At 50.4% G+C, this 26291-nt stretch carries 25 protein-coding genes; 19 read left to right on the top strand and 6 right to left on the bottom strand.

Annotated features, from left to right (window positions below):
* The first annotated feature begins 260 nt into the window (after nt 1-260).
* The 18 genes from AOP6_RS09480 (at nt 261) to AOP6_RS09395 (ending at nt 21304) form a co-directional block, all read left to right on the top strand.
* Nucleotides 261-1088 carry a hypothetical protein gene (locus tag AOP6_RS09480; RefSeq protein WP_155876503.1) on the top strand — a complete coding sequence of 276 codons (828 nt, stop codon included), beginning with the start codon at nt 261-263 and terminating at the stop codon, nt 1086-1088.
* The gene (locus tag AOP6_RS09475; protein WP_155876502.1) at nt 1069-2283 is read left to right on the top strand and encodes a hypothetical protein; all 1215 of its coding nucleotides are present in this window, start codon (nt 1069-1071) and stop codon (nt 2281-2283) included. Before AOP6_RS09480 ends, AOP6_RS09475 begins: the two co-directional genes overlap by 20 nt.
* Nucleotides 2284-3409: 1126 nt before the next feature.
* Nucleotides 3410-4585, top strand: a complete 1176-nt coding sequence (locus AOP6_RS09470) for a glycosyltransferase family 1 protein (RefSeq protein WP_155876501.1) — start codon at nt 3410-3412, stop codon at nt 4583-4585.
* A gap of 47 nt (nt 4586-4632) precedes the next feature.
* Complete coding sequence (locus AOP6_RS09465) at nt 4633-5661, top strand: nucleoside-diphosphate sugar epimerase/dehydratase (protein WP_155876500.1); 1029 nt, start codon at nt 4633-4635, stop codon at nt 5659-5661.
* Entirely contained in the window at nt 5649-6500 is an 852-nt protein-coding gene (locus AOP6_RS09460) for an SDR family oxidoreductase (RefSeq protein ID WP_155876499.1), read from the top strand. Before AOP6_RS09465 ends, AOP6_RS09460 begins: the two co-directional genes overlap by 13 nt.
* A complete protein-coding gene (wecB, locus tag AOP6_RS09455; protein ID WP_155876498.1) occupies nt 6490-7617 on the top strand; it encodes a UDP-N-acetylglucosamine 2-epimerase (non-hydrolyzing) in 1128 nt (375 codons plus the stop codon). The genes AOP6_RS09460 and wecB overlap by 11 nt, the downstream gene beginning before the upstream one ends.
* Nucleotides 7614-8834, top strand: coding sequence for a glycosyltransferase family 4 protein (locus AOP6_RS09450; protein WP_155876497.1), 1221 nt, complete (start codon nt 7614-7616; stop codon nt 8832-8834). The genes wecB and AOP6_RS09450 overlap by 4 nt, the downstream gene beginning before the upstream one ends.
* A gap of 16 nt (nt 8835-8850) precedes the next feature.
* Nucleotides 8851-9801, top strand: coding sequence for an SDR family oxidoreductase (locus tag AOP6_RS09445; RefSeq protein ID WP_155877692.1), 951 nt, complete (start codon nt 8851-8853; stop codon nt 9799-9801).
* Between the two features lie 94 nt (nt 9802-9895).
* A complete protein-coding gene (locus tag AOP6_RS09440; RefSeq protein ID WP_155876496.1) occupies nt 9896-10462 on the top strand; it encodes a sugar transferase in 567 nt (188 codons plus the stop codon).
* Nucleotides 10463-10478: 16 nt separating this feature from the next.
* Nucleotides 10479-12410 carry a nucleoside-diphosphate sugar epimerase/dehydratase gene (locus AOP6_RS09435; protein ID WP_155876495.1) on the top strand — a complete coding sequence of 644 codons (1932 nt, stop codon included), beginning with the start codon at nt 10479-10481 and terminating at the stop codon, nt 12408-12410.
* 142 nt (nt 12411-12552) lie between these two features.
* Entirely contained in the window at nt 12553-13971 is a 1419-nt protein-coding gene (locus AOP6_RS09430; RefSeq protein WP_155876494.1) for an MBL fold metallo-hydrolase, read from the top strand.
* A gap of 502 nt (nt 13972-14473) precedes the next feature.
* Nucleotides 14474-15808: a UDP-glucose/GDP-mannose dehydrogenase family protein gene (locus tag AOP6_RS09425; protein ID WP_155876493.1), complete on the top strand. Its 1335-nt coding sequence runs from the start codon at nt 14474-14476 to the stop codon at nt 15806-15808.
* Nucleotides 15809-15818: 10 nt separating this feature from the next.
* Nucleotides 15819-16847, top strand: coding sequence for an NAD-dependent epimerase (locus AOP6_RS09420; protein WP_155876492.1), 1029 nt, complete (start codon nt 15819-15821; stop codon nt 16845-16847).
* 10 nt (nt 16848-16857) lie between these two features.
* Complete coding sequence (locus AOP6_RS09415; RefSeq protein WP_155876491.1) at nt 16858-17736, top strand: YicC/YloC family endoribonuclease; 879 nt, start codon at nt 16858-16860, stop codon at nt 17734-17736.
* Nucleotides 17726-18397: a guanylate kinase gene (gene gmk / locus AOP6_RS09410; RefSeq protein WP_155876490.1), complete on the top strand. Its 672-nt coding sequence runs from the start codon at nt 17726-17728 to the stop codon at nt 18395-18397. The genes AOP6_RS09415 and gmk overlap by 11 nt, the downstream gene beginning before the upstream one ends.
* Before the next feature lie 52 nt (nt 18398-18449).
* Entirely contained in the window at nt 18450-18659 is a 210-nt protein-coding gene (gene rpoZ / locus AOP6_RS09405; RefSeq protein WP_155876489.1) for a DNA-directed RNA polymerase subunit omega, read from the top strand.
* 87 nt (nt 18660-18746) lie between these two features.
* A complete protein-coding gene (locus AOP6_RS09400) occupies nt 18747-20900 on the top strand; it encodes a bifunctional (p)ppGpp synthetase/guanosine-3',5'-bis(diphosphate) 3'-pyrophosphohydrolase (protein ID WP_155876488.1) in 2154 nt (717 codons plus the stop codon).
* 23 nt (nt 20901-20923) lie between these two features.
* A complete protein-coding gene (locus AOP6_RS09395) occupies nt 20924-21304 on the top strand; it encodes a RidA family protein (RefSeq protein WP_155876487.1) in 381 nt (126 codons plus the stop codon).
* Nucleotides 21305-21395: 91 nt separating this feature from the next.
* On the opposite strand, the gene rpmB is transcribed toward AOP6_RS09395, so the two are convergent.
* From rpmB to purM, 6 genes are all read right to left on the bottom strand, one after another.
* The gene (gene rpmB / locus AOP6_RS09390) at nt 21396-21587 is read right to left on the bottom strand and encodes a 50S ribosomal protein L28 (protein ID WP_155876486.1); all 192 of its coding nucleotides are present in this window, start codon (nt 21585-21587) and stop codon (nt 21396-21398) included.
* Nucleotides 21588-21735: 148 nt separating this feature from the next.
* Nucleotides 21736-22014, bottom strand: coding sequence for a hypothetical protein (locus tag AOP6_RS09385; protein ID WP_155876485.1), 279 nt, complete (start codon nt 22012-22014; stop codon nt 21736-21738).
* Nucleotides 22015-22078: 64 nt separating this feature from the next.
* Nucleotides 22079-22354 carry a hypothetical protein gene (locus tag AOP6_RS09380; protein WP_155876484.1) on the bottom strand — a complete coding sequence of 92 codons (276 nt, stop codon included), beginning with the start codon at nt 22352-22354 and terminating at the stop codon, nt 22079-22081.
* A gap of 131 nt (nt 22355-22485) precedes the next feature.
* A complete protein-coding gene (locus AOP6_RS09375) occupies nt 22486-23739 on the bottom strand; it encodes a hypothetical protein (protein WP_155876483.1) in 1254 nt (417 codons plus the stop codon).
* Nucleotides 23740-23755: 16 nt separating this feature from the next.
* Complete coding sequence (gene purN, locus AOP6_RS09370; RefSeq protein WP_155876482.1) at nt 23756-24427, bottom strand: phosphoribosylglycinamide formyltransferase; 672 nt, start codon at nt 24425-24427, stop codon at nt 23756-23758.
* A gap of 55 nt (nt 24428-24482) precedes the next feature.
* Nucleotides 24483-25532: a phosphoribosylformylglycinamidine cyclo-ligase gene (gene purM / locus AOP6_RS09365; RefSeq protein WP_155876481.1), complete on the bottom strand. Its 1050-nt coding sequence runs from the start codon at nt 25530-25532 to the stop codon at nt 24483-24485.
* 289 nt (nt 25533-25821) lie between these two features.
* Here purM and rimI point away from each other — a divergent pair, with 289 nt between their 5' ends.
* A complete protein-coding gene (gene rimI / locus AOP6_RS09360) occupies nt 25822-26262 on the top strand; it encodes a ribosomal protein S18-alanine N-acetyltransferase (RefSeq protein ID WP_213194532.1) in 441 nt (146 codons plus the stop codon).
* Nucleotides 26263-26291 lie beyond the last annotated feature (29 nt).

The following is a 26291-nucleotide window of genomic DNA, read 5'->3' as shown; positions in this document are numbered from 1 at the left end:
TCGAAGAATACGCATACTTTATATCTGTATTTACGTTTTATAATATTTTATTTCAATTACTATGCGGAATAATTGAAAGACTATATGTTGTTGAAACAAAACAATTTTTAGAAAACTTTTTATGTAATATATCAAACTTATATTTTTTTATAATTCTTTTACCTGCGAATTATTTTTTATTTTACAAAGGGCTAAGTTACTTTCTTTTAATTATTATTTTGAGTACAAGTAGTCTTTTTCTTCAATTATTAAGAATTATAATGCAAAAACAAGAAAGGTTTAAGACTTACGCTCTTTTAGAAATTACAAGAAATATATTGTGGCTAATAGTAGGTATTTTAATTGTGTATGACTATAAGCAGGGCAACTTCGTTTATATTTTGTATTCTCATGCAATTTTAAGTCTTTTAATATTTATTATCGGGATCAAAAAAGTACCTAGTCAAATTGGTTCAATTAGTAAATCGTTTACATATCTCAATAATAAAAAAAGCTTAATAAGTTACTCGGTTTTGGCGGGACTATTTCCTTATATTGTTTTTATTGCAACTGATAAATTTGGGTCAAATTATGATATATCAGCCTTGGGTGCTGCATTAAGGTATCAGGCCATATTGTCACTTGTCGTTTTGTCAATAAATACAGTTGTTTTGTCTCAGATTGGCAATGTTAGTATTTTAAAAAATTATGTTAAAAATCTATGGAAAAAGGTTTATTTGGCTGTAACTATTTGCTTATTATTTATTTTATGTGTTTATTTTCTTATTCCATTTATTGATGGCGGGAAATATCCAGATTCGAAAAACTATTTTCTTCTTCTTTCGGCAACGACAATATTGTCACTATTTAACCTTCCTCCAGTAAGTATATTGCTTAAAAAAATGCAATATGGAAAGATTTTGAAATCATTGTTAGTTTCATTGACAGTTACCGCTACCCTGGTTTTTGCATTATATTATTTTTTAGGAATTGAAGCACTGCAAAGTATTGAAATTCTACTTTTTTCAATGATTTTTGCTTATATGATAAATCTTATGATAAATGTTTGGCAATGTTTGAGGCTTCAATATGAAGATATTGATTGTTAATTATTTTTACCCCCCCATCGGTCGCGCACATTCTTTCAGGTGGTGTAAAATTGCAAATATCTGGGCTGAGCAGGGCCATGAGATTACGTTTTTAACAGCAAGGGCTGAATCGAGGAGGAATAATAATATAATACTGTCCGAGGTTGGGGCCCGAGTTTCTGCAGACAGATTTGATAATAAACAAAAGAATTCCTCACCTAATGGCAAAGGCATATCTTTTAAGATAATTAGTAAAAATATATATCGTAAATTTTTTTGGCCCGATGGTTTATGGTATTGGCTTCTACCCCTGTTTTTTAGGTTGTTTAGCCTTAGGTCTGAAAAATACGATTATGTCATTACCTACAGCCCTACATTCGTTTCACACTTAGGCGGTCTGTTTTATAAAATTATTACAAAGGAACCCTTTGATTGGATAGCCGAATATGGCGACCCTTTTTCAATTTCAGATTCAATGCCGCCAAACAATTTCAACTTATATAGAAGGTTAAATTATTATTTCGAAAAGAAAGTAGTTTTTGGTGCAAATAAAGTCGTTTTTACAAATAAAGAAACAAAGCAAGCTTACTTTAAAGCATTCGGGACATTTAATGCAGTTGTGATCCCTCACGCAGTTGATATTGAATCATTCTATTCAAATGACAAGAAATTAAGTTCTGGCAATATCGTTAGTCTAGTTTATGTGGGGAGTTTTCATAAACAAATACGTGAACCATATAATGCAATTAAATACATAAATGACTTGATAGGCCTAGGAAAAAAGAAAGGAGTAACAATCAATTTTGATATTTATGGTCCTTCCAATGGCATAGATGTTCATTCTCTTTGTAGTGATAATATTAAATATCATGGTCCGATACCCAGAGACGAAGCTATCCAAAAAATGAAAAATGCAGATATTTTAGTGAATATTGAAAATGAAAATTGTGTTATGAGCCCAAGTAAGGAAGTAGAATATTTAGCTACTGGGCTACCAATTCTAAATTATTATGAAGGTGAACCATCAGGTATATTTCAAGATTTACAAATGAAATACCCAGATCATATATATAACCATGAATATAAATCATCGAAAGTTAAAGATGCATTTATTTTTATTAATCGCTGCGGAGAAGCTAGGTGGTCTTTTGACACATGTATATTGACGCTTAAAAAATATGATTTTCATGAAATATCTAATAAATATTTTATATAGAATATGATAAGTCTCTATACATTAAGATTGAGTTTTAGGGCATTAGCCCTAATTGTAATTATTGTGGTTTATTATTTGTTGTTTTTTAATAATAAAGAAATGTACTTTGATGATTTGGTCACTTGGATAAACGTACCAGACCATATTCGGTATATAAATTTTATAAATTATGGCCACAGTAAATTTGACATATCTGGAATAAATAACTACGTAATAACTTTTATTTATAGTCACTTTGATGAAAGGTACTTGTACTTTTTTACATTTTTAATTAATACATCAAACATAATATTAAGCTATATTCTTGTAGAAAAAGTTTCATTCAAAATGTCAGGAAATTATCTAAAGTTTGTATACTATTTTTCATTTGTTTCATTAGCCAATTTTTCACTTATGATCAACAAAGACAGTTTCACATTACTTTTTGTGTCGCTGGTATTGACTTATATATATGCTCCTAAAAAAAGGTATTTTGTATTGTTGTTGGTAGTTGTGATATCTTTAATGAAGATTCAGTTGTTGCCAATTTTATTTGTCTTTTTATTTATATATAAGTTAAGAAAGTGCGGTAAGACAATTAATGCTTTAGTACTATTCATGATTTATTTTAGCTTCTCTGTGCTTTCCTCGATATTGTCAGTGAAAATTTTTAATATAAGTTCACACAATTATGATGGTTTTGTATCAGTGTTAAAATATAATTTAAATGAAAACTTTTTTTTCATCGGTAGCTTTTTTCTTAATTTATTAATACCTATTCAATACATATATAATGGTATTGTAAAAATAAACTATCCAGGCGATATGTTGCAAATACTAATTTACTTTTTTTTGATTATTTCTATAGCCCTGATAGTTTTTAAATTTATTTATTATATGAAGATTTCATATTTACCTTTAAAATACTTAAATGATAAACGTTACCCTTTGATAATATTTTATTTTTCTTTTTTAATGGTTTCGACAATATCCCCAATAATAAATTTCAGATATTTCTTGCCATTTTTTCCAATAATATTGCTTATATTCAATTGTAAAAAATATTAGGAATGCTACTCGCAATGTATTGCCTATATAAAATATAACCTTTTAAAATATTATGTTAACAAATTGCATGGATTACAGCATGACCGATAAAATTAATATTGATAAGAAAAACAAACGTGGTTTAAAAATTGGCATTGATGCTATCAATTTGCGGCGGGGGGGCGGGATAACTCATCTAGTTGAAGTAATTAAAGCAGTTGTTCCAGAAAATAACGGTATCAAACAAATTATTGTTTGGGGAGGAAATGAAACGCTTACCAAGCTACCAGATCGCCCTTGGTTGAGAAAATATAGTTCACCTTCATTAAATAAGAGCTTGCTGAACAGAATCTTGTGGCAAAAGTTCATTTTACCAAGAAAAGTGCGTAATACAAATTGTGATGTATTATTCGTTCCGGGTGGGAGTTACGGCGGTAACTTTAAGCCTGTTGTTACTATGAGTCGTAATCTTCTCCCTTTCGAATGGCGCGAGTTAAAACGCTATGGGGTTTCTTTTATAAGTCTCAAGTTATTACTGTTACGCATTGCTCAAACATTTACTTACCGCCATGCTGATGGGGTGATTTTTTTGACTGACTATGCCCGGAAAACAGTTTTGAATGTAACTGGGCCATTAAATAATTCTGTTACAACTATTCCGCATGGTTTAAATCCTCGATTTAAAATTTTACCCAAAGTTCAACATTCGATTGATAAATATTCAGATGAAAACCCTTATAGGTTAGTCTATGTTTCAATCATTGAACCTTATAAACATCAATGGCATGTAGTTGAAGCAGTTAATTCATTGCGCTCTTACGGGTTTCCAGTTCACTTAGACTTAGTTGGTCCTGCTTATCCCGCTGCCCTGAAACGATTAAACACAGTGATCTCAGAACGTGATCCAAGAAATGAATGGGTACATTATCACGGTGCGATACCCTATGAAGAGTTGCATCATATTTATGAGAAAGCAGATCTTGGTGTTTTTGCCTCCAGTTGTGAAAACATGCCAAATATCTTACTAGAAACAATGGCCGCAGGTTTGCCTGTTGCTTGTTCGAACCGAGGCCCGATGCCCGAAATATTAGGTGAAGCTGGTCTTTATTTTGACCCTGAAGATCCTATTAATATATTAAGTACTATTAAAGAATATATTCTTTCACCTGAGCTTCGTGATAAAAAGGCTAGTGCAAGCTTTGAGCGCAGCAAAATATATTCCTGGGAGCGCTGTGCTAACGAAACCTTTTCATTTATTAGTACAATTGCAAAGTAATGTGCCGATTCTTGAATGAAACAAAAGATTATATAGAAAGGTTCATTATGTTTAAAGACAAAACTTTATTGATCACCGGCGGCACCGGATCCTTCGGTAACGCCGTTCTCCGCCGTTTTCTTAATACCAACATTAAAGAAATTCGTGTTTTCAGCCGCGATGAAAAAAAACAGGAAGATATGCGGATCCATCTGGCCAACCCCAAGGTTAAGTTTTATATCGGCAATGTTCGTGATTACGACAGTCTTTATACTGCCATGGAAAGTGTCGATTACGTTTTCCAGGCAGCCGCACTTAAGCAGGTTCCTTCCTGTGAATTTTATCCTTTAGAGGCAGTTAAGACGAATGTCCTGGGTACAGAAAATGTTTTGAACGCCGCCATCGCTAAAGGCGTTGAGCGTGTGATTGCTTTGAGTACTGACAAGGCGGTTTACCCAATTAATGCCATGGGAATATCCAAGGCTATGATGGAAAAAATCGTTGTTGCCAAGTCGAGGTTTATTGAACAAACGAAAACGACATTTAATTGTACCCGGTATGGTAACGTGATGGCTTCGCGTGGCTCTGTCATTCCACTCTTTATCAAATTGATCAGAGAAGGCAAACCTTTGACGGTGACTGACCCGAACATGACCCGTTTCCTGATGTCGTTGGACGACGCTGTAGATCTGGTCCTTTATGCTTATGAACATGGCCAACAGGGCGATACCTTTGTTCAGAAAGCTCCTGCGGCCACCATCGGTGATTTGGCCCAGGCGCTCAAGGAACTCTTCAATGCTAACAATGAAGTTAAAATAATCGGCACTCGGCACGGGGAGAAGCTTTTTGAGGCACTAATGACCCGTGAGGAGATGTCCCATGCTGAAGATCTTGGGGGTTACTATCGTATCCCCGCCGACAACCGCGATCTTAACTACAACAAATACTTTGTTGAAGGGGAAGAACAGCTCTCTTTGGCCCAGGACTACAATTCCCATAATACCCAACGGCTGACTGTTCCCGAAATCAAAGAAAAGCTGCTTTCCCTTGATTATATTCAGCAGGAACTCACAGGAGGTGCTGAGTGCGAATACTGATTCTTGGTGGTGACGGTATGCTCGGGCACCAACTCCTAAAGACGTTAGCGCAGAGGCATGAAGTAAGGGTAACGCTTCGTCAGGATATTGACATTTATGCGCCCTATAAACTGTTTAGCGCCAGTAATGCCTATACCGGGATTGACGTGCGCGCATATGATCGACTCATCGAGATTATGGCTGACTTTCGCCCTGAGGCAGTTATTAATGCTGTGGGTATTGTCAAGCAACGGCCTACAGCGAAAGAAAGTATCCCCAGCCTGGAGATTAATGCCCTATTGCCACATCGCCTCGCGGTAATCTGCAAGGCTGTTGGTGCTCGACTGATCCATTTAAGTACCGACTGTATTTTCTCAGGAAAAAAAGGCAATTACCAGGAGAGCGACCTCTCTGATGCCGAAGACCTTTATGGAAAAACGAAGTTTTTGGGTGAGACTCAGGACAGTCACTGCCTGACACTGCGTACGTCTATTATTGGTCGGGAACTTTCTCGGCATAAAAGCCTTCTCGATTGGTTTCTGTCTCAATCGGGTACGGTGAAGGGTTTCACCAAGGCAATCTACACTGGCTTCACTACCCTTGAAATGAGCCGGATTATTGAAACGATGCTGGTTGATCATCCACAGGCATCGGGTGTATATCAGGTTTCCAGCGATCCCATTACCAAGTACGATCTTCTTCTGCTTTTTAAGGAAATACTTGGGCACAAGATAGAAATCATTCCTGATGCCAGTTTTACCTGTGACCGGAGTCTTGATTCGTCCCGTTTCCGAAAAGAATTTTTATATACACCGCCGACCTGGGACACAATGATTGAGGAATTGAAGCATGCGCATTAAAGTCATGACCATCGTCGGCACGCGGCCTGAAATCATCAAACTTTGTCGGGTTATTCATGAATTGGATTGCCACACGGATCATATTCTTGTCCATTCTGGACAAAACTATGATTTTGAATTAAATGAAATTTTCTTTCAGCAACTCGGTATTCGCAAACCCGACTATTTTTTAAACGCCGTTGGTGATTCAGTTGCCCAGACCATCGGGAATGTAATTGCTAAAGCGGATGAAGTGATGGCGCAGGTAGATCCCGATGCTGTTTTGTTGCTAGGGGACACCAACAGTTGTCTTTCAGCTATTTCCGCTAAACGTCGAAAGGTCCCCATCTTTCACATGGAGGCTGGAAATCGTTGCTTTGATTTGAGGGTGCCGGAAGAAATCAATCGCAAGATTGTCGACCACCTCAGCGATATCAATCTAACCTATACAGAACACGCACGTCGCTATCTACTTGCTGAAGGTCTGCGTCCGGAGACGGTTCTCAAAACCGGATCGCCGATGAAGGAAGTGCTTCAGCATTACCAACACAGCATTGAATCATCTGATGTTCTTGAATCACTGGAGTTGGAAGCCGGAGAGTATTTTGTCGTCAGTGCCCATCGGGAAGAGAATGTTGACAGCGATGAAAACTTTACCAATTTGCTTGAAACTCTGAACGCTATCGCTAAACACTATGACCGGCCCATTATATTTTCAACCCATCCGCGCACCCGAAAACGTCTTGAAAGCCGAGACTCTGACAGTTTGTCTTCACATATTCGTTTTTTAAAGCCACTGGGTTTCTTTGAGTATGTAAAGCTTCAAATGCATGCTAAGTGTGTTATTTCAGACAGTGGCACCATTACCGAAGAGTCCTCTGTTCTTAATTTTCCCGCAGTAACAATCCGCCAGGCCCACGAAAGGCCGGAAGGGATGGACGAAGGAACTCTGATTATGTGTGGTTTGCAGGCTGAGCGGGTTATCGAGTCCCTTGAGGTAGTTATTGCCCAAAGCGCAAACGGGCAGCGAACTTTCCGGTTGGTGCAGGACTATGACACGGACAATGTGTCACATAAGGTTCTTAGGATTATTCTTAGCTATACTGAATATGTAAACCGGACGGTTTGGAAAAAGTGAAAATCCTGGTGGTAAGCCAGTATTTCTGGCCCGAAAATTTTCGCATTAATGATTTGTGTGCTGAATTAGTAAAGCGAGGCCATGAAGTCACCGTATTAACAGGAAAACCGAATTATCCTGTAGGCAAAGTATTCCCAGAATACCAAGCGAATCCTGGCGCATATCTCCACTATCAAGGGTGTAAGCTTGTACGTGTCCCCATGATTGCACGGGGGCAAGGTGCGCTCAGGTTGATGCTGAATTATTCCGCCTTTGTTGTCTCTGCCAGTATTTTTGGTTCCTTCCGTTTAAGGAAAAACCATTTTGACGTAACTTTCGTATATGAACCTTCGCCTGTCACGGTTTGTCTTCCGGCAATTTTCATCAAAAAAATAAAAAAAACTCCTGTCGTATTTTGGGTTCAGGATTTATGGCCGGAGACCCTTGAGGCAATCGGGGTGGTGAAATCTCCTAAGATTCTGGCCCTTATTGGACAATTGGTTCGTTTTATCTACAATCGCTGTGATTTGATCCTCGGCCAGTCAAGAGCCTTTTATCCTGGTATTGCAAAATACTGTGAAAATGTAGCCAAGATTCGATATTTCCCTAATTGGTCTGAGAATGTTTTTTCTGTACAAAAAACTGAACCCATAGGGGAGATTGCAGCCGATAAAAATGTTTTCAAGGTGCTCTTTGCTGGTAATGTCGGTGAAGCCCAAGACTTTCCTGCAATTTTAAGATCAGCACAGCTGTTGAAAAAACAAGGTGCAAAAACCAGGTTCTACATTGTTGGTGACGGGCGCATGTTGGACTGGCTAAAGAATGAGATTATTAAGGGCGGTCTAGAAGACTATGTTACGTTGCTTGGAAGACACCCCTTGGAATCCATGCCAAGTTTTTATGCCTCGGCTGATGCATTGCTTGCCACGTTAAAAGACAGTCCTGTTTTTTCAATGACAATTCCTTGTAAAGTTCAGTCATACATGACTGCAGGAAAACCAATATTGACCATGATTTCAGGCGAGGGGTCGCGTGTTGTTTCTGAGGCCGAATGTGGGTACGTCGCTGATTCAGGGGATTTTGATCTACTTGCCGAAAATATTATCAGCATGTCGCAGCTACCGCCCGATTCTTTAAAAGTTTTGGGGGACAATGCAAAAATTTACGCAAAAAAAGAATTCGATAGAGCGAAACTAATCGACCAATTGGAAAACTGGTTTTTTGAACTGACATCATAAGGGTGTTTCGTTGATTATTAGTGAAAGTAGAAAAATCTTAATTACTGGCGTTACGGGTTTTGTTGGTCGCCGACTCTGTGCTCGTTTAAAGGCAGATGCGCGCGCTGTGTGCTGCGCTGTGCGCCGGCAGTCATCTAATGCAACTGAAATCGTTGTCGGCGACATCGGTCCTGATACACAGTGGGTGGAGGCGCTAAGGGGTGCTGACACCGTCATCCACCTCGCCGCCCGTGTGCATGTCATGAACGAAAGCATGCGTGACCCACTTGCCGCGTTCCAACGCATCAACGTTGCCGGCACCATCAACCTCGCGCGAGAAGCGGTTGTTGCCGGCGTCAAACGTTTTATCTTCCTTAGTACTGTTAAAATCAACGGAGAAGAAACGACCGCAGATCAACCTTTCACAGAACAGGATGCGCCCCACCCCCAGGACCCTTACGGCATCTCAAAGCATGAAGCGGAAGAAGGTCTGCGTCTTTTGGCGGAAGAGACCGGCCTAGAAATTGTCATCATCCGCCCACCACTAGTGTACGGTCCTGGCGTTAAGGGTAATTTCTCCAGTATGATGCACTGGGTCGCCAAAGGCATCCCCTTGCCCCTTGGCGCGATCCACAACCAACGTAGCCTGGTTGGCCTCGATAATCTTATCGATTTCATCATCACCTGCATCGACCACCCCGCCGCTGCCAATCAGACCTTCCTCGTTTCTGATGGGGAAGATCTTTCCACCACTGCTCTGCTGCGGCGCGTTGGCCAAGCTATGGATAAACCCGCGCGCCTTATCCCGGTGCCCATGGGGATGCTTAAGTTCGGGGCTCAACTGCTTAGCAAGCAGGCCATAGCACAACGCCTGTGCGGAAACCTGCAGGTGGATATTTCTAAGGCACGTAACGTATTGGGCTGGAAACCGCCGGTGGGTCTGGATGAAGGATTGCGCCGGGCGGTGAAGGGGGAGGCCGTTAAATAGTGATCTGGTGAATTCGAACTATCTCATTATCTAGCTATCTCGCAACCTTTCAACTTTGCTTTCTTGCAACAACGTGACTTTAGAAAGAATTCGCATGCAACAATTTCTTTTCCGTACATTCGATATCCTCTTTTCGACCTTGGGCCTGGTTGTTGGTTTGCCACTTTTGGTGATTATTACCCTGATTGGTTTTTTTGACACGGGATCACCTATTTTCAGGCAAGAGCGAGTTGGTCGTCACAAAAGATCCTTTGTGCTGGTTAAGTTCCGCACCATGAAGCGCGACACCGCCTCGGTGGCCAGTCACTTGGCCAGCACTTCATCCATTACGCCTCTTGGACATTTTCTGCGCCGGACCAAACTCGATGAATTGCCGCAGCTCTGGAATGTGCTGCGAGGGGAGATGAGTCTGGTTGGACCGCGCCCCTGCCTGTTTAACCAGCAGGAACTCATTGATGAGCGTGAGCAGCGCGGGGTTTATGCCGTAAGGCCTGGTATTACCGGCTTGGCGCAGGTCAACGGCATTGATATGTCAACTCCTCAGCTTTTAGCTGAGACTGATGCGAAGATGATTTTCAATCTTACTGTCGGCAAATATTTTTCGTATATCGTACAGACCGTTCTCGGCAAGGGTTCTGGGGATAGAGTAAAAGGGCAGTAGCGGCATCATGTCACTTATGAACGATAATCAAGATTCGCAAAAAACCGGTGCAGTAAAAACCTGGGAACGAGTGCGCTTCCTTCTGGTTGTTGCCCTGCAGGCCGCTATTATCGTGCTGTCGCTGTGGATAGCTTTTGCCGTTCGCTTTGACTTTCATATTCCCCCAGTCCATCTTAAGCGGTTTTACTCACTGCTCCCGGTTGTGTTGGGCATTAAGTTGGCCGTTTTTTGGTGGCTGGGTCTGTTCCGTGGCTGGTGGCGCTATGTCTCCATGTCTGATCTGATTACCATTCTGCGCGGCAATCTGCTGGCCTCGCTGGGGGTTCTGCTGTATGCCGTTTTTGTCATACGACTCACCCATGTCCCCCGCTCGGTTCTTATTCTTGACGCTATTTTTTCCTTTCTTCTCATGGGAGGTGTCCGTTTTGTGACACGCGCCTTCCGTGAAAATTACTTTCCCATGGTGCTTGGTGTTGGGCGACCGAAGTCTCGCTCCCTTATTGTCGGGGCGGGGGATGCTGGGCAGGCTATCGTTCGTGAGGTTAGGCTTAACAAACGACTTGAAAGGCAGATTGTCGGTTTTCTCGACGATGATACCATGAAAAAGGGACAAACCTTTCAGGGGATAAAAGTGTTGGGCAATCAGGATGATATCGCCTGGGTTTGCCGGACGAAAGGGGTCGATGAAGTCATTATTGCCGTGCCCTCTGCCAGTGGCAAGCAGGTGCGGGCTATCGTGGAGAAGTGTCAAAAAATCGGGGTAAAGTTCAAAACGTTGCCAGGGGTGGGTGATCTGATCGATGGCAAGGTGTCTATCCAGAGCATCCGCGATGTCAGTTTTGAAGACCTGCTGGGGCGTGAAACCGTTCGCCTCGATGTTGAGCAGATTCGATCCTATCTTCAGGGCAAGCGTGTCCTCGTAACGGGGGCTGGCGGTTCCATCGGCAGTGAGATCTGTCGCCAGGTGGCCCGCTTTGAGCCGAGCAAGCTCATCCTCTTTGAAAACGGCGAAACGCCGCTGTTCAGTATCGAACAGGAATTGATCCAGAAATTTCCCGGTATACCCATCAGCCCTATTGTGGGGGATATCCGCTTTCGCGCCAGGGTTGAAGCGATCTTTGACGAGTTTATGCCAGAGGTTGTTTTTCACGCCGCTGCCTACAAGCATGTCCCGATGATGGAGCACAATCCTGCCGAAGCGGCCAACAACAACGTACGGGGCACCAAGATTCTGGCGGATGCGGCCCATACGTTCGGTGTGCAGAACTTCGTCATGGTTTCAACGGACAAGGCGGTGAACCCCACTAACGTCATGGGGGCCACCAAGCGTGCGGCTGAATTGTACGTGCAGGCTCTGGCCCAGCGAAGCCGCACCCATTTCGTCACGGTGCGTTTTGGCAATGTGTTGGGCAGCAACGGCAGCGTTATCCCCATTTTCAAAGAACAGATAGCCAAAGGGGGGCCTGTCAAGGTGACGCACCCCGAGGTGACCCGTTTTTTCATGACCATCCCCGAGGCGAGTCAGTTGGTGCTGCAAGCCGGTTCCATGGGCAAGGGCGGGGATATATTCCTGCTCGATATGGGGGAGTCGGTAAAAATTGTCCATCTGGCCGAGGAGTTGATCCGGCTTTCTGGCTATGAACCTTACGAAGATATTGACATTGTCTTCACCGGTCTGCGCCCTGGCGAAAAACTTTTCGAGGAGCTGCTGCTGCAGGGGGAAGGGGTGATTCCCACCAAACACGAAAAAATCCGGGTGGCGAAGGCGGCGATAGGGGATGAAACAATTCTTAGTCGGCAGATTGAGGAACTCTATGGCCTTGCCCGCGTCATGGATTTGCCCGGTGTTCTGGCCAAGCTGAAAGAGATTGTGCCGGAGTACCGTCCGGCTGAAAACAGCATTTATGAAGCCCGTAAAGGCAATTCAGCCACGAATACAGACAAATGAACACGAATAAAAACTTTGAGAAACGTCCCCAAACTTAGTTTTCGCTTTCATTTGCTTTTATCTGATTTTATTCGTGGCAAAGATTTAGCAGCCTCTGTTTCATGTTCTCATGCCAAGTAAAATGACAAAGAGCGAATCTTTTATGTATCCCCATGTTCTTCATCACGGTGCTGCCAACGGTGTGACGGGTTCCTGTCATGAACTGTGCCTGGATGACAAGGCGGCGGTGCTGATCGACTGTGGCCTGTTTCAGGGAAATGACGCGCCCCGGGAGGATGCCGGCCAGAATGGGCAGGAAATCGACTTTCCCATCGGGCATATCCGGGCCCTGGTGGTCACGCACGTGCACATCGACCATGTCGGCCGCATTCCCCATCTGTTGGCGGCCGGTTTTGAGGGGCCGATTCTGTGTACGGAGCCGTCGGCGCTGCTTTTGCCGCTGGTGCTGGAAGATGCCGTGAAGGTGGGTTTTACCCGCGATCGCCGCTTGCTGGAGCGTTTTGCCCAACGGCTCAAGCGTCAGATTGTGGCGGTGCCCTGCGGGCAGTGGGCCGAGGTGCATACCGGCAGCGCCAGCACGCTCACGGTGCGTTTCCGACCGGCGGGGCACATCCTTGGCTCGGCCTATGTGGAGTGCCAGGTGCAGCCCGAGGGGGAGTCGGCAACCGTGCGCGTGGTCTTCTCCGGCGACCTCGGTGCGCCCTACACACCCTTGCTGCCGGCCCCCAAAGCGCCTGATCGTGCCGATATTCTTATATTGGAGAGTACCTACGGCGACCGGCTGCACGATGACCGGCGCGAGCGGCGGGGTCGCCTCAAAGAGGTGATTGATCTGGCCCTGCGGGATCGGGGCGTTATTCTGGTGCCGGCCTTCAGCATCGGGCGCACCCAGGAACTCCTTTACGAGCTGGAAGAGCTGATCCATCGCCATCGGCAGGACTATGTCGCTCGCGGTCTCCCCTGGGAGGAGCTGGAGATCATTGTCGATTCTCCCCTGGCCTCCCGCTTTACCGAAGCCTACCGTCAGCTCAAACCGTACTGGGACCAGGAGGCGAAAAAGCGCCTGTCGCAGGGGCGTCATCCCCTCTGTTTCGAACAGCTGACCACCGTTGACAGTCATGAGGATCACCTGCATACGGTCGCTTATCTCAAAAAGAACGCCCGCCCCTGTATTGTGATCGCTGCCAGCGGCATGTGCGCCGGCGGACGCATTGTCAACTACCTCAAGGCGCTGCTGGCTGATGAGCGTACCGATGTCCTTTTTGTGGGCTATCAGGCCCAGGGCACGCCCGGCCGTGCTATTCAGCAATACGGCCCCAACCAGGGTTACGTGGTTCTGGACGGCCAGCGTTATGACATCCGCGCCCGCGTGCACACCATCAGTGGTTATTCGGCCCACGCTGACCAGAGCAACCTGGTGCGTTTCGTGCGCGGCATGCGGCGTCACCCCCGCGAGGTCGTGCTGGTGCATGGCGATGGACCGGCCCGGCAGGCGTTGAAGGAGAAACTGCAGGAAGCGGTGCCTTCGTTGCAAGTCAGGCTGGGGCAAACCAAAAGCTGACAGGCGGTTTACCACGAAGACACCAGGGCACCAAGGAGGGCTGGCTTAAGGATAACAGCCCGTACCTGGGTCCCGTTTGAATTTAGGGGTTTCCTTGGTGTCTTTGTGCCTTGGTGGTGAAAAGAACTTTTCAAAAGCTGACAGGCGGTTTACCACCAAGGCACCAGGGCACCAAGAAGGGCTTGATGACCAAATCTTTGTTTTAGCGGCCATTTTAGATTCTCCTTGGTCTCTCCATGCCTTGGCGGTGAAAAGAACTTTTCAAAAGCTGACAGGCGGTTTACCACGAAGACACCAGGGCACCAAGAAGGGCTGGTTCGGGTTGATGATCAGATCTTTGTTTTAGTGGCCATTATAGATTCTCCTTGGTGTCACCGTGCCTTGGTGGTGAAAAGAAGTTTTCGCCTGATTGGCAGCAAAGTCTTGGGTTTCTATAACGAAATATGGTAAGTAAAGGCTGTTTTCCTGCTGCCTTTTTTTATTTCCGGAAAGGATATAGGTTATGCATATCACCGTGGTCGGAACCGGTTACGTCGGGTTGGTGACCGGGGCCTGTTTTGCTGAAATGGGCAATACGGTTACCTGTGTCGATGTCGATAGAAACAAGATTGAACGTTTGAAGCAGGGGATCATCCCTATTTACGAACCCGGGCTGGATGATCTGGTGGAGAGCAATGTCCGCGAAGGGCGTTTGCAGTTCACTACCGAGCTGGCCGAGGCCATGGTGGATTCTTCCGTCTATTTTATCGCCGTGGGTACGCCTCCCGGGGAGGATGGCTCGGCCGACCTGCAGTATGTGCTGGCCGTGGCCCGTGAGATCGGCCGTCATATGCGGGACTATTGCGTGGTGGTGGACAAGTCGACGGTGCCGGTGGGAACGGCGGACAAGGTGGCGGCCGCCATCCGGGACACTCTGGCGGAACGCGGGGTGTCGATTCCCTTCGATGTGGCCAGCAACCCCGAGTTTCTCAAGGAAGGTTCGGCCGTGGCCGATTTCATGCGCCCCGATCGTATTATTATCGGAACGGAGAGCGAGCGGGCCAGCGAAATGCTGCGGGAGCTCTATGCGCCCTTCAACCGCAATCATGAGCGCACGCTTTTCATGGGGGTGCGTGACGCCGAAATGACCAAGTATGCCGCCAACGCCATGCTGGCCACCAAGATCTCTTTTATCAACGAAATCTCCCGGTTGTGCGATGCCTTCGGGGTCGATGTGGAGAATGTGCGGCGAGGGATCGGCTCTGACAGCCGCATCGGCTATTCCTTCATCTACCCGGGCTGCGGTTATGGCGGTTCCTGCTTTCCCAAGGATGTCCGCGCCCTGATCCGCATGGCGGAAGAGGTCGACTTCGATTCCATGGTGCTGCGTTCGGTTCACAACCGCAACGAGGTGCAGAAGCATGTGCTGTTCAGCAAGATCACCGAGCACTTCGGCAGTGATCTCTCCCACCTGACCTTTGGTCTGTGGGGACTGGCCTTCAAGCCGGAGACCGACGACATGCGGGAGGCGCCCGCTGAGGTGCTGCTGCATGAACTCATCGGCGCCGGCGCCAAGGTGAAAGCCTATGACCCCGTGGCCATGGACATGGCCCGCAAGGTGCTGCCGGCCGACTGGTTTGAAAATGGCCGGCTCGAGCTGGTGAAAAACCAGTATGAGGCCCTGGCCGGCGTGGATGCCCTGGTGCTGGTGACGGAATGGAAGCCTTTCCGTCACCCCGATTTCAACGCCATGAAGCGGGCCATGAAGCAGGCGATCATCTTTGACGGCCGTAACCAGTACGAACCGGCGATGGTGAAAAAAGCCGGCTTTGCATACAACGGCATAGGACGGCGTTAGGATGAAGGTGATGGAAGCAAAATCATCCGGAAAGCGTTTTCTGGTGACGGGCGCCGCCGGTTTTATCGGCTCTCATGTCTGTCAGAGGCTGCTCGCGCGAGGGGACGAGGTGGTCGGCCTCGACAACCTCAATGACTATTACGAGGTGCAGCTGAAGAAGGATCGTCTGGCCCAGCTGGAAGGGCGCTCCGGTTTTCGCTTCGTGCGCCAGGATGTGGCCGATCGCGCCGCCATGGCCGCGCTCTTCGCCGGCGAGCGCTTCGACTGCGTCATTCACCTGGCCGCCCAAGCCGGGGTGCGCTACTCCCTGGAAAACCCCCACGCCTACGTCGACAGCAACCTGGTCGGTTTCATGAACATTCTGGAGGGCTGCCGGCACAGTCAGGTGGGGCATCTGGTGTATGCCTCCTCATCCTCCGTCTACGGTGCCAACACCCGCATGCCCTTTTCGGTCCACGACAACGTCGATCACCCCGTCTCCCTCTACGCCGCCTCGAAGAAAGCCAACGAGCTGATGGCCCATACCTATGCGCACCTTTACGGACTCCCCTGTACGGGGTTGCGCTTCTTCACCGTGTACGGGCCCTGGGGGCGGCCGGATATGGCCCTTTTTCTCTTTACCCGGGCGATTCTGGCCGGACGGCCTATCGACGTCTACAACCATGGCAAAATGCGGCGCGATTTCACCTATGTCGACGATATTGTCGAAGGGGTGGTGCGCACGGCCGATCACGTGGCCCAGCCCCATCCGGAGTGGGACAGCGATCGCCCCGATCCGGGCACGAGTCGGGCCCCTTACCGGATTTACAATATCGGCAACAACCAGCCGGTGGAACTGCTGCATCTGATCGAAGTGCTGGAGACGTCTCTGGGCAAAAAGGCGGAGAAGATTCTGCTCCCCCTGCAGCCTGGCGATGTGCCCGCCACCTACGCCGATGTCGACGCCCTGGTGCAGGATGTGGGCTTCAAGCCGGCGACCTCCATCGAGGAGGGCGTGGAGCATTTCGTGCGCTGGTATCGTCATTACTACAACGTCTGAGGATTAAACGATGATTAAAAGCATGACGGGCTATGGCAAGGGCCAGGCCCAAGGGGAAGGGTTGGCTCTGAGCGTGGAGATCAAATCGGTCAATCATCGCTACGGGGATGTGACCATCAAGGCGCCGCGCACGATGATGGCCCTGGAGACGGAGATCAAAAAGGGCGTCAGCGAAAAGCTCAAGCGCGGTAAGATCGATGTCTTCATCACCCAGGAAATTAATGGCAACGGTGTCATGGTGCCGACCCTGAACCGCCCTCTGGCCGCTGCTTATGTGGCCCTTTTCGAGGATATGCGCACGGAATTTCCCGTGGATGGCGGCATTCCCCTCTCTCTGCTGGTGTCTCAGAAAGAGGTGGTGACCCTGAAGGAGGGGGATCTGCCGCAGGAGAGCCTGAAAGCCTGCCTGGACAGCGCCTTGAGCCAGGCCCTGCAGGCCCTGGAGGGGATGCGGGTGCGGGAAGGGGAGGCCACCCTGCGTGACATGGAGGCGCGGCTGGAAGTCATGGAAAAGTTACTGGGCGCTGTCGAAGGAAGGGCGCCCCAGGTGGCGGCCGAATGGCAGGGCAAGCTGAAAGAGCGCCTGGCCCGTCTGGCCGGCGACGTAGCCGTTGACGAACAGCGCGTCGCCCAGGAGATCGCCGTTTTTGCCGACCGCTGTGACATCAGTGAAGAGCTCGTGCGTTTTCGCAGTCATCTGAGTCAGTTCCGCGGTCTTTTCCGCAGTGACGAACCGGTGGGGCGGCAGATGGATTTTCTGGTGCAGGAGCTCAACCGCGAAGTCAATACCATGGGTTCCAAGTCCAACGACGCCGAGTTGACCCGGCAGGTGGTGGCCATCAAGGCCGAACTGGAAAAGGTGCGGGAACAGGTGCAGAATGTCGAGTGAGGCCAAAAGGGCGGATCAGCGCCAGTCCGGGGCTGTAAAGCCGACGGATGGCCTGGGCAGCCTCTTCGTCATCTCCGCCCCTTCCGGGGCCGGGAAGACCTCCTTGTGCAAGGAAGTCATTGACTTTTTCCCCTCTCTGCGGCAGTCTGTTTCCTACACGACCCGCCCCATGCGGCCGGGGGAAGTGGACGGCATCGACTACCATTTTGTTTCCGCCGAGACCTTCGCCGCCATGGTGGCGCGCGGCGAATTCGCCGAATGGGCCGAGGTTCATGGTAACCGCTACGGCACGGCGCTTGCCACCTTGACAGAGGCGATGGAGCAGGGCGAGGATGTCCTGCTCGATATCGATTGTCAGGGGGCGGAGCAGTTGCGCAAGACCTGCCGACAGGCAGTCTTTATCTTCATCCTGCCGCCGAGCCTGGATGAGCTGATGCGACGGCTGCAGGGACGCCAGACGGACAGTGAAGAAGTTATTCTCCGGCGTCTCGCCAATGCCCGCCACGAAATTGCCCAGGTGCCGCGGTACGATTTCGTGGTGATCAACGACCTTTTTGCCACGGCTCTGGAACAGCTCAAAGCCATTATTTTGGCGGAACGCTGTCGGGTCCGACGGTATCCGGGACTGGTCGAAGACATGCTGACCCAGGATTTTATCTAAAAACTTTGGGATCGATCGCGATTCCCTTATTACGCCTCAGGAGAACTCATTCATGGCCCGTATTACTGTTGAAGACTGTCTTAAAGAAGTCCCGAATCGCTTTCTGCTTGTCATGATCGCCGCCAAGCGTTCCAAGCAGCTGTATAAAGGGGGGGCTGCCCTGATCGAAAACAAGGCCCGCAACAAGAAGATTGTTCTGGCCTTGCGTGAGATCGCCGCCGGCAAGGTGGATTACGAAATTCCCACCCGCAAAAAGAGCTAGACCCTTCTTCCTTCCTGACTCTACGCGAACCGGCAGGTGGAAATCGCCTGCCGGTCGTATGTCGAACACGAGCCGGGTAGAGTCGTCATGACCCAGCCAGAAGACATCCTCAAGAAAGTTCAAAAGTACCATCCCGGCGCCGATCTCGACTTGCTGCGCCGAGGATGCGACTACAGCACCCGTATTCACGAGGGGCGCCAACGCCCGTCTGGTGAGTCCTCCCTCGACCACGTGATGGAGGTTGCCAACATTCTGGCCCAGCTGCGCATGGACGTGGCCACGGTCATGACCGGCCTTCTGCACGACACCATCGAAAACTCCATCGTATCCCTGGACACCCTGCGGCAAGAGTTTGGCGACGAAGTGGCCGCGCTGGTAGACGGCGTCACCAAGATCGCCAAAATGACCTTTCGCACCAATGAGGAGCGGCAGGCGGAGAATTTCCGCAAGATGCTGCTGGCCATGGCGCGGGATATCCGTGTCATTCTCGTCAAGCTGGCCGATCGACTTGCCAATATGCGGACCCTTGACCGCCAGCCGGAACCGAGACGCCGGATGCTCGCTCAGGAGACGAAGGATATCTATGTACCCCTGGCCAACCGCCTGGGAATCAGCTGGATCAAGAGCGAACTGGAAGACCTCTCCCTGCGCTATCTGGAGCCCGAGACCTACAGAGAACTGGCCGCCGGCATCGACAAACGGATCAAGGAACGGGTCAAATATGTCAACGACGTCAAGGGCATTATCCATAAAAAACTGCAGGAGAATGGCATTGACGGTGAGGTGAGCGGCCGTTCGAAACACCTGGCCTCGGTCTACAACAAGATGCTGCGGCAAGGCATCGATCTCGATCAGATTTACGATCTCATCGCTTTTCGCATCATTGTGCAGTCGGTACGGGACTGTTATGCGGTGCTCGGCATTATCCACTCCACCTGGAAACCGATCCCTGGTCGCTTCAAAGACTACATCGCCATGCCCAAGGCGAATCTCTACCAATCCCTGCACACCACGGTCATGGGCCCTTTCGGGGAGCGCATGGAGGTGCAGATCCGCACCGAGGAAATGCACGGGATCGCCGAGGAGGGAATCGCCGCCCACTGGAAGTACAAGGAGGGGGGGAGCACTCCGGCCGCCGCCCGTGAAGACCGGAAATTCGCCTGGCTGCGCCAGCTCCTCGAATGGCAGCGTGAGCTTGACGACAGCCGCGAGTTCATGTCGACGGTCAAGGTCGATCTTTTCCCCGAAGAGGTCTATGTCTTCACGCCTGACGGCGATGTCAAGGAACTTCCCCGCGGTTCCACCCCGGTCGATTTTGCCTACAGCGTTCATACCGATGTGGGGCATCATTGTGTCGGCTCCCGCGTCAACGGCAAACTCGTACCCCTGAAGACACCCCTCCACAACGGGGACATCGTCGAGGTTATCACCTCACAGAACCAGTCACCGAGCAAGGACTGGCTGGCCTTTGTGCGTACCTCCAAGGCGCGCAACAAGATCCGTCAGTGGGTCAAGACCGAACAGCGCGAGAAGAGTATTGAGCTTGGCCGCGATCTTTTCGAAAAAGAACTGCGCAAGTATGGTTTTTCGCTGAAGAAGGTGGCCGTTTCCCCGGAAATGGCCCATGCTGTTGAGGAACTCGGCTTCAAGCGGGTGGACGATCTGCTGGCCGCTCTCGGTTATGGCAAGGTTTCCCTCGGACAGGTGATCGGTCGTGTCGTGCCCCAGGAAAAACTGCGGGAAGAGCGTCCCACCCCGGGGCGCTTCGAGAAGGTTCTGGATAAAATCCGCCGGAAGCCCACCAGCGCCCTGAAGATTGACGGCATCGAGGATATCCTGGTGCGTTTCGCCAAATGCTGCAATCCCCTGCCCGGTGACCCCGTTATCGGCTTCATCACCCGCGGCCGGGGAGTGACCGTGCATGCGGAAGACTGCCCCCATGCCATGGAAGGGGATCCGGAGAGGCGCGTCGTGCTGGAGTGGGACCGCAAGAAAAAGACTTCCCGGCCTGTCAAGATTCGGGCCTACTGCCAGAACCAGAAGGGCATACTCGCCGGTATCTCCGGGGCTATCAGTAACTGCGAGGCGAATATCATCACCGCCAGTGTTCATTCGACGCCAGACCACAAGGGGGTCAACACCTTCGAGGTCGATGTGCAGGATCTGGAACATCTGAACCGGGTCATGGCGGCGATTCGCAAGGTCAAGGGTGTCTACAAGGTCGAGCGTATACGGAACTGAGGCAACGGGGAGAGGAGTGGTTGATGATGGAAAAAATCGAGACGGATAAGGCGCCAGCCGCTATCGGCCCCTATTCCCAGGGGGTGGCGGCGGGTGATTTTGTCTTTTATTCAGGACAGATTCCGCTGGAGCCGGCGAGCGGGGAGCTGGTCTCTGGCGGCATTGACAAACAGACGCGGCAAGTCATGGCCAATATGGGGGAGGCGCTGGCGGCGGCCGGGCTCGACTTTTCTCATGTCGTCAAGACCACGATCTACCTGACGGACCTGGCGGACTTTACTGTGGTCAACGGCATCTATGGCGAGTTTTTTTCGGGGATCTATCCGGCGAGAGCTACCGTGCAGGTGGCGGCCCTGCCCAAAGGGGCAGCGATTGAGATCGAGTGGGTGGCTTTCCGAGGCTGAAAACTTTTGGCTGGATGCAGAGAAGATACAAAAAAGAGGGGCGCCTGTTCAAGGCAGCCCCTCTTTTTTGATGATGACGGCAACGGTGCAATCAGGCAGGTTTGGTTACCGCCCCGGAACGGATGCAGCGGGTGCATACTTTGACGGAACGGACGGTGCCATTGCTGACGGTTTTGACCTTCTGCAGATTGGGAAGCCAGACTTTGCGCGTTTTGTTGTGTGCATGGCTGACATTGTTGCCAGTAGTGCGACCCTTGCCGCAAATTTCACAGACCTTAGACATGGTAATTTGACCTCCTGGAAGTTTCGAACGCCAATTGTTATCACGCATTTCGGCGTATTGCAAGAAAATTTTGCCTCATAAAAATTTTGGCTTTTTGCTGGAAAAGAAAGCATTGAGCCGGGGAATAACAGTCTATCGATCACAGTCATCAGTCCTGGCGCGAAGGGTCGCTCCTTCGCCACAGTCGAGTCAGATATGCTTCGCTGCGAGCACCGACTCCATGCCACAAGGAAATCAAGGGAACGCAGTCATCCAAAACTTCGTAAATCAGGCAATATCTCATGGGACCGGAGTCGAAGGTGAGCTCCTTCAGGATAACCTGGCGTCCAGCCAAAATGTAGGGGACGTTTACACCGACCTGGTTGTGTTCCTTGATAAGCTTTTCTTGTCGCTCGACTGCCGCGATGAAAGTTTCAGCAACGGCCACACCATAACGTTCTGCTATGTTCTCTACATAGAATCTTATGCGCCGCTCATATTGGGGAGACCGTTTAAGCGGGAGCATTTTTGTCACTTAGACCACTGCGAAGGGACTCAAAAAAGTCGTCGGTATCGGTTACCGTTGTGCCCAGGCCGGAGTGAATTTCCATCCACCCTTGCTCGACAGAGGCCAAAAACTCTCGACGTTCATCAACAGCGCGCACGTACATGTGGAGGGAGTCTCGCAGTACGTCCTGCTCAGAGCGCCCCTCGAATTGAGCAATCCTTTGCAGATTTTTCTCATCCTCAGGGTTTAGGCGAAGATTTTTCTGTCGCGTCTTAACCATGTTGCCTCCCGCTATTTTTGATAGCATTGTATATCGCCGGGTTCGTTTGTCAAGATGTGATCCAAGCGCCCTGGACTATTGCAATCGCTTTACGCCTAATACCGGTTTTAAAAGGAAGTCTTTCACGGTGATTAATCGTTTTTGAAGGCTTTTCCACTGAGCCTTTCGGCCACGGCATAGCCAACCAGGATGTCGCCCGAGAGGCCAAGGGCCGGCCATACGCTGGCTCCCTCGGCCAGCAGCAGGTTCCCCTGAAGTTGGACTGAATTGACCAATCCCGGCAAAGGACGAGCGAAAAATGGCTTGCTTAAGGCAGGGATCCTCTCAAGAGAAGGGGCCTCACTCAAGGTGAAATCAATAAAAGGAAAAATGGGGGTTAGCTCTTCGCGCAAGGTCGCTGAACTGATGTCGGAGGCAGTCTGTGAGGGTATTGTCTCGATACGGCAGGTGCGCGGGGGGGTGGCGGTCAGGGTGAGCCGGATGGTGGACGATGCCCGCAGGATCATCCGTCGTGCCAACATGGGCGAAAGGCGGGCCAAGGGGCTGGTCACAAAGGCCGCTGCCGTGGGCTCGGAGGTCGGCAGTTCAAAGGGCGGTGGCAACAGCCAGGCGCCGGCGAGGCTGCCGAGGACAAAATGGTCGGCAGAGCAGACGCCGCCATCCTTGAGCGTAAGGCTTTGCAGATGGCGACCGGCCCTGGTCAGGGTCGCGACCTCGGCAAGCTCAAGAGTGTCCCCGTGGAACTGGTCGAAGCGGTGCAGCAGTAGTTCTTCGAGGCCGGAAACGGAGACGGTTTCATGTTGTCGGACCCAGCTCCAGAGCAGGGCGCCTTCTGCCAGGGAAAGCTTTCTTATGGGTTGGCCTGAAACTCCTTCAAACAGCGTGATGAGGGATGCCGCCGCCGCGCTGTCCCCAAGAGTTTGCTCAATGGCGGCGAACAAAGGCTTCCTGAAGAGCCTGAACAGACCCCTGGCGCGCAGATTGGCATGAAGGGGACGACTCGCCAGGGAATCTTTGCGGTTTCGCCAGAGGCTGCGCTCCAGACGTTCGCCTCTGGCGGCCAGCTCCTTGAGCAGTTTAGTAACCTGCTCATGCTGATCAGGAAATTCGCGAAAGAGCTCTTCCTGTTTGGAATGGCGTCCGTGGATTTCCCAGCGGGACTGAGGGGTCAGAATCTGCAGAGGGCGGGCGGAGGCAGCGCAGGAGCGCCCGCCAAGGGACAACAGCAGCTGCTGCAGATGAAAGGAAGAGAAAAGCCAGGGCGAGACGGTATGGGGTTCCCGGAAGAAGGCAACCCTGTAGCCTCGGCGGGCGAGCAGGGCGGCTGCCACTCTCGCGGCCAGACTTTCCCCAAGGATGGCAATGTCGTAGTGTTTTTGTCTCACGCTGATCTCTCGCGCCTTAGGTCTTGGAAATCTCGACGGGGGGGTTGGTGAGAGCGTTCTCCGGGGCGGGGAGGGGCGGTATGATGCGAACGCGCCGACCTTCAATATGCAGTCTGCCCTGGGCAAAAAGCTGGATAGCCTGGGGGTAGATCCGGTGTTCCTGTTTCAGGATGCGGGCGGCGAGGGTTTCCTCGGTGTCGTCGTCCAAAACCGGTACCACGGCCTGGATGATGATCGGGCCGGTATCCACACCGCTGTCGACGAAATGGACGGTGCAACCGGAAAAGCGGGCGCCGTACTCGATCGCTTTGCGCTGCACGTGCAGACCTGGAAAGGCAGGGAGCAGGGCAGGGTGGATGTTCATGATGCGGCCAGGAAAGGCATCGAGCAGGACAGGGGTGAGCAGGCGCATGAAACCGGCAAGCACCACCAGATCGACCCGGGCTTCCTGCAGGGTATCCACCAGGGCCTGGTCGTAGCTCTCGCGGGAGTCATAATCGCGGTGGTTGACGCAGCGGTAGGGGAGATTGGCCTTGCGGGCCCGTTCCAGGGCGCCAGCCTCAGGATTGTTGCTGATGACCAGGACGATTTCGGCGTCGATGGAAAGATCCAGGCAACGGTCTATAATGGCCTGCAGGTTTGTGCCTCCGCCCGAGGCGAGAGCGCCTATGCGTACTTTCTGTGCCACGGTTTCCCTTGTGTGTGATGAATGAGTCAGGACCTTTTCGACTGCCAGCAAGGGTTCAGACCAGTTTTACCTGCTCGTCACAGTCGGGGCATTTGGCCACTTCGCCGATGAGAAAGGCTTTTTCCTGAAGCCCGCCGAGACGGCTGAGGATATCTTCGGCTTCAGCCGCCGGCACGACGAGAACCATGCCGATACCGTAGTTGAAGGTCCGATACATCTCGGTTTCGTCAATGTTGCCGCCCTGGCGCAGCACTTCAAAGATGGCCGGCTTGGGCCAGCTGTCCTTTTTCAGTATGGCCCGGCAGTTTTTAGGGAGTACGCGGGGGATGTTTTCAAGAACACCGCCCCCGGTGATGTGGGCCATGCCTTTGATCTGGAAGTCGCGTATCAGGTTGAGGATCGCTTTGACGTATATGCGGGTGGGAGTGAGCAGAGTCTCTCCCAGAGGGGCTTGCAGTTCATCCAGGCGACTGTCGACGGACAGGCCCATTTTCTCGAAGAAGACTTTGCGGGCCAGGGAATAGCCATTGGAATGCAGACCGCTCGAAGCAATGCCGATAATGGCATCACCGACGGTGATGCTGGAACCGTCAATGATTCTGTCGTCGTCGACCACGCCAACAGTGAAACCGGCCAGGTCATATTCCCCCTCGCTGTACATGCCGGGCATCTCGGCGGTTTCCCCGCCGATGAGGGCACAGCCGGCCTGGACGCAGCCTTCGGAGATGCCCTTGACGATCTCCACCGCTTTTTCAGGAGAAAGCTTGCCCGTGGCCAGGTAGTCAAGAAAGAAGAGGGGCTCGGCGCCCTGAACGATAATATCGTTGACGCACATGGCCACGAGGTCGATGCCCACCGTGTCATGTTTGTCCATCATGAAGGCCAGTTTGAGCTTGGTCCCGACTCCATCGGTGGAGGAGACGAGGGTAGGCCTCTTGTACTTGTCGGCATGAAGGGAGAACAGGCCGCCAAATCCGCCGATATCGGTTTTGACCTCGGGGCGCGTGGTGGCCTTGACGAGGGGTTTGATCATCTGCACAAAGCGATTGCCGGCATCAATGTCCACGCCGGCGTCCCTGTAGGTACTTTTGTCTTTTTGGCTCAACGCTGCAGCCTCCTTGATGGTGAAAAGTGGACCCTTTGTAAATCAATGATCCCCCCTTGTCAATGGCAATCTGCCGCCAGAAGACCGGGTCCGCATTAGTTCTTTACAGGGGGGGAAGGGGTGCATTAATATAGCGGGCCACAACATGGGGCGATCGCGGCGGCGCTTCCGTAAATTGTCTCCGCAGGTTCCATATTTTATCCGAATTTGCCCTGATGTCACGGCAAATTTTTCCTCTATACCGTGCCGGCCTGCCCATGGTGGTTCCTCTGTTTCAGGGAGAGTGCGATTGGATCCTGCGTTTATCCGCCCCATGACGCTTCAGGACCTGGAAGAGGTTCTGCGCATTGAAGGGTGCTGCCATTCGCATCCCTGGTCGGCAGCCTCTTTTCGGGCCGAGCTGGAAAATCCACACAGCCGTATCGATCTGCTCTTTATCGAGGATCGTTTGGCGGGTTTTCTCTGCTCCAGTCTTGTGTGCGGCGAGATGACCATTCTCAACGTGGCGACCGACCCGCCGTGTCGCCGCCGGGGAGTCGCTGCCAGGCTGCTCGAAAAGACGCTGGAGCAGGGTCGAGCAGCCGGTTTGGAGAAGGTTTTTCTGGAAGTGCGTATTCATAATGCCGACGCCATCGCCCTTTATCGGCGTTTCGGCTTTCGGGAGATTTCCCGTCGCCCCGGATATTATGGCGATGGCGAGGATGCCTTGGTGATGCAGCTTGAGGTGTGAGGTGTGAGGTGTGAGCTTTTACCCCTCAC

It is taken from the genome of Desulfuromonas sp. AOP6, from assembly GCF_009731355.2.
Classification (GTDB): domain Bacteria; phylum Desulfobacterota; class Desulfuromonadia; order Desulfuromonadales; family SZUA-540; genus SZUA-540.
Note: the sequence above shows the minus strand (reverse complement) of the source record. Positions and strands in the feature narration are given on the sequence as shown.

Coding starts and splice junctions, on each gene's coding strand:
- AOP6_RS09480 (WP_155876503.1), top strand. CDS start 261: ATGCAAAAACAAGAAAGGTTTAAGACTTACGCTCTTTTAGAAATTACA.
- AOP6_RS09475 (WP_155876502.1), top strand. CDS start 1,069: ATGAAGATATTGATTGTTAATTATTTTTACCCCCCCATCGGTCGCGCA.
- AOP6_RS09470 (WP_155876501.1), top strand. CDS start 3,410: ATGACCGATAAAATTAATATTGATAAGAAAAACAAACGTGGTTTAAAA.
- AOP6_RS09465 (WP_155876500.1), top strand. CDS start 4,633: ATGTTTAAAGACAAAACTTTATTGATCACCGGCGGCACCGGATCCTTC.
- wecB (WP_155876498.1), top strand. CDS start 6,490: ATGCGCATTAAAGTCATGACCATCGTCGGCACGCGGCCTGAAATCATC.
- AOP6_RS09440 (WP_155876496.1), top strand. CDS start 9,896: ATGCAACAATTTCTTTTCCGTACATTCGATATCCTCTTTTCGACCTTG.
- AOP6_RS09435 (WP_155876495.1), top strand. CDS start 10,479: ATGAACGATAATCAAGATTCGCAAAAAACCGGTGCAGTAAAAACCTGG.
- AOP6_RS09430 (WP_155876494.1), top strand. CDS start 12,553: ATGTATCCCCATGTTCTTCATCACGGTGCTGCCAACGGTGTGACGGGT.
- AOP6_RS09425 (WP_155876493.1), top strand. CDS start 14,474: ATGCATATCACCGTGGTCGGAACCGGTTACGTCGGGTTGGTGACCGGG.
- AOP6_RS09420 (WP_155876492.1), top strand. CDS start 15,819: ATGGAAGCAAAATCATCCGGAAAGCGTTTTCTGGTGACGGGCGCCGCC.
- AOP6_RS09415 (WP_155876491.1), top strand. CDS start 16,858: ATGATTAAAAGCATGACGGGCTATGGCAAGGGCCAGGCCCAAGGGGAA.
- gmk (WP_155876490.1), top strand. CDS start 17,726: ATGTCGAGTGAGGCCAAAAGGGCGGATCAGCGCCAGTCCGGGGCTGTA.
- rpoZ (WP_155876489.1), top strand. CDS start 18,450: ATGGCCCGTATTACTGTTGAAGACTGTCTTAAAGAAGTCCCGAATCGC.
- AOP6_RS09400 (WP_155876488.1), top strand. CDS start 18,747: ATGACCCAGCCAGAAGACATCCTCAAGAAAGTTCAAAAGTACCATCCC.
- AOP6_RS09395 (WP_155876487.1), top strand. CDS start 20,924: ATGATGGAAAAAATCGAGACGGATAAGGCGCCAGCCGCTATCGGCCCC.
- rpmB (WP_155876486.1), bottom strand. CDS start 21,587: ATGTCTAAGGTCTGTGAAATTTGCGGCAAGGGTCGCACTACTGGCAAC.
- AOP6_RS09380 (WP_155876484.1), bottom strand. CDS start 22,354: ATGGTTAAGACGCGACAGAAAAATCTTCGCCTAAACCCTGAGGATGAG.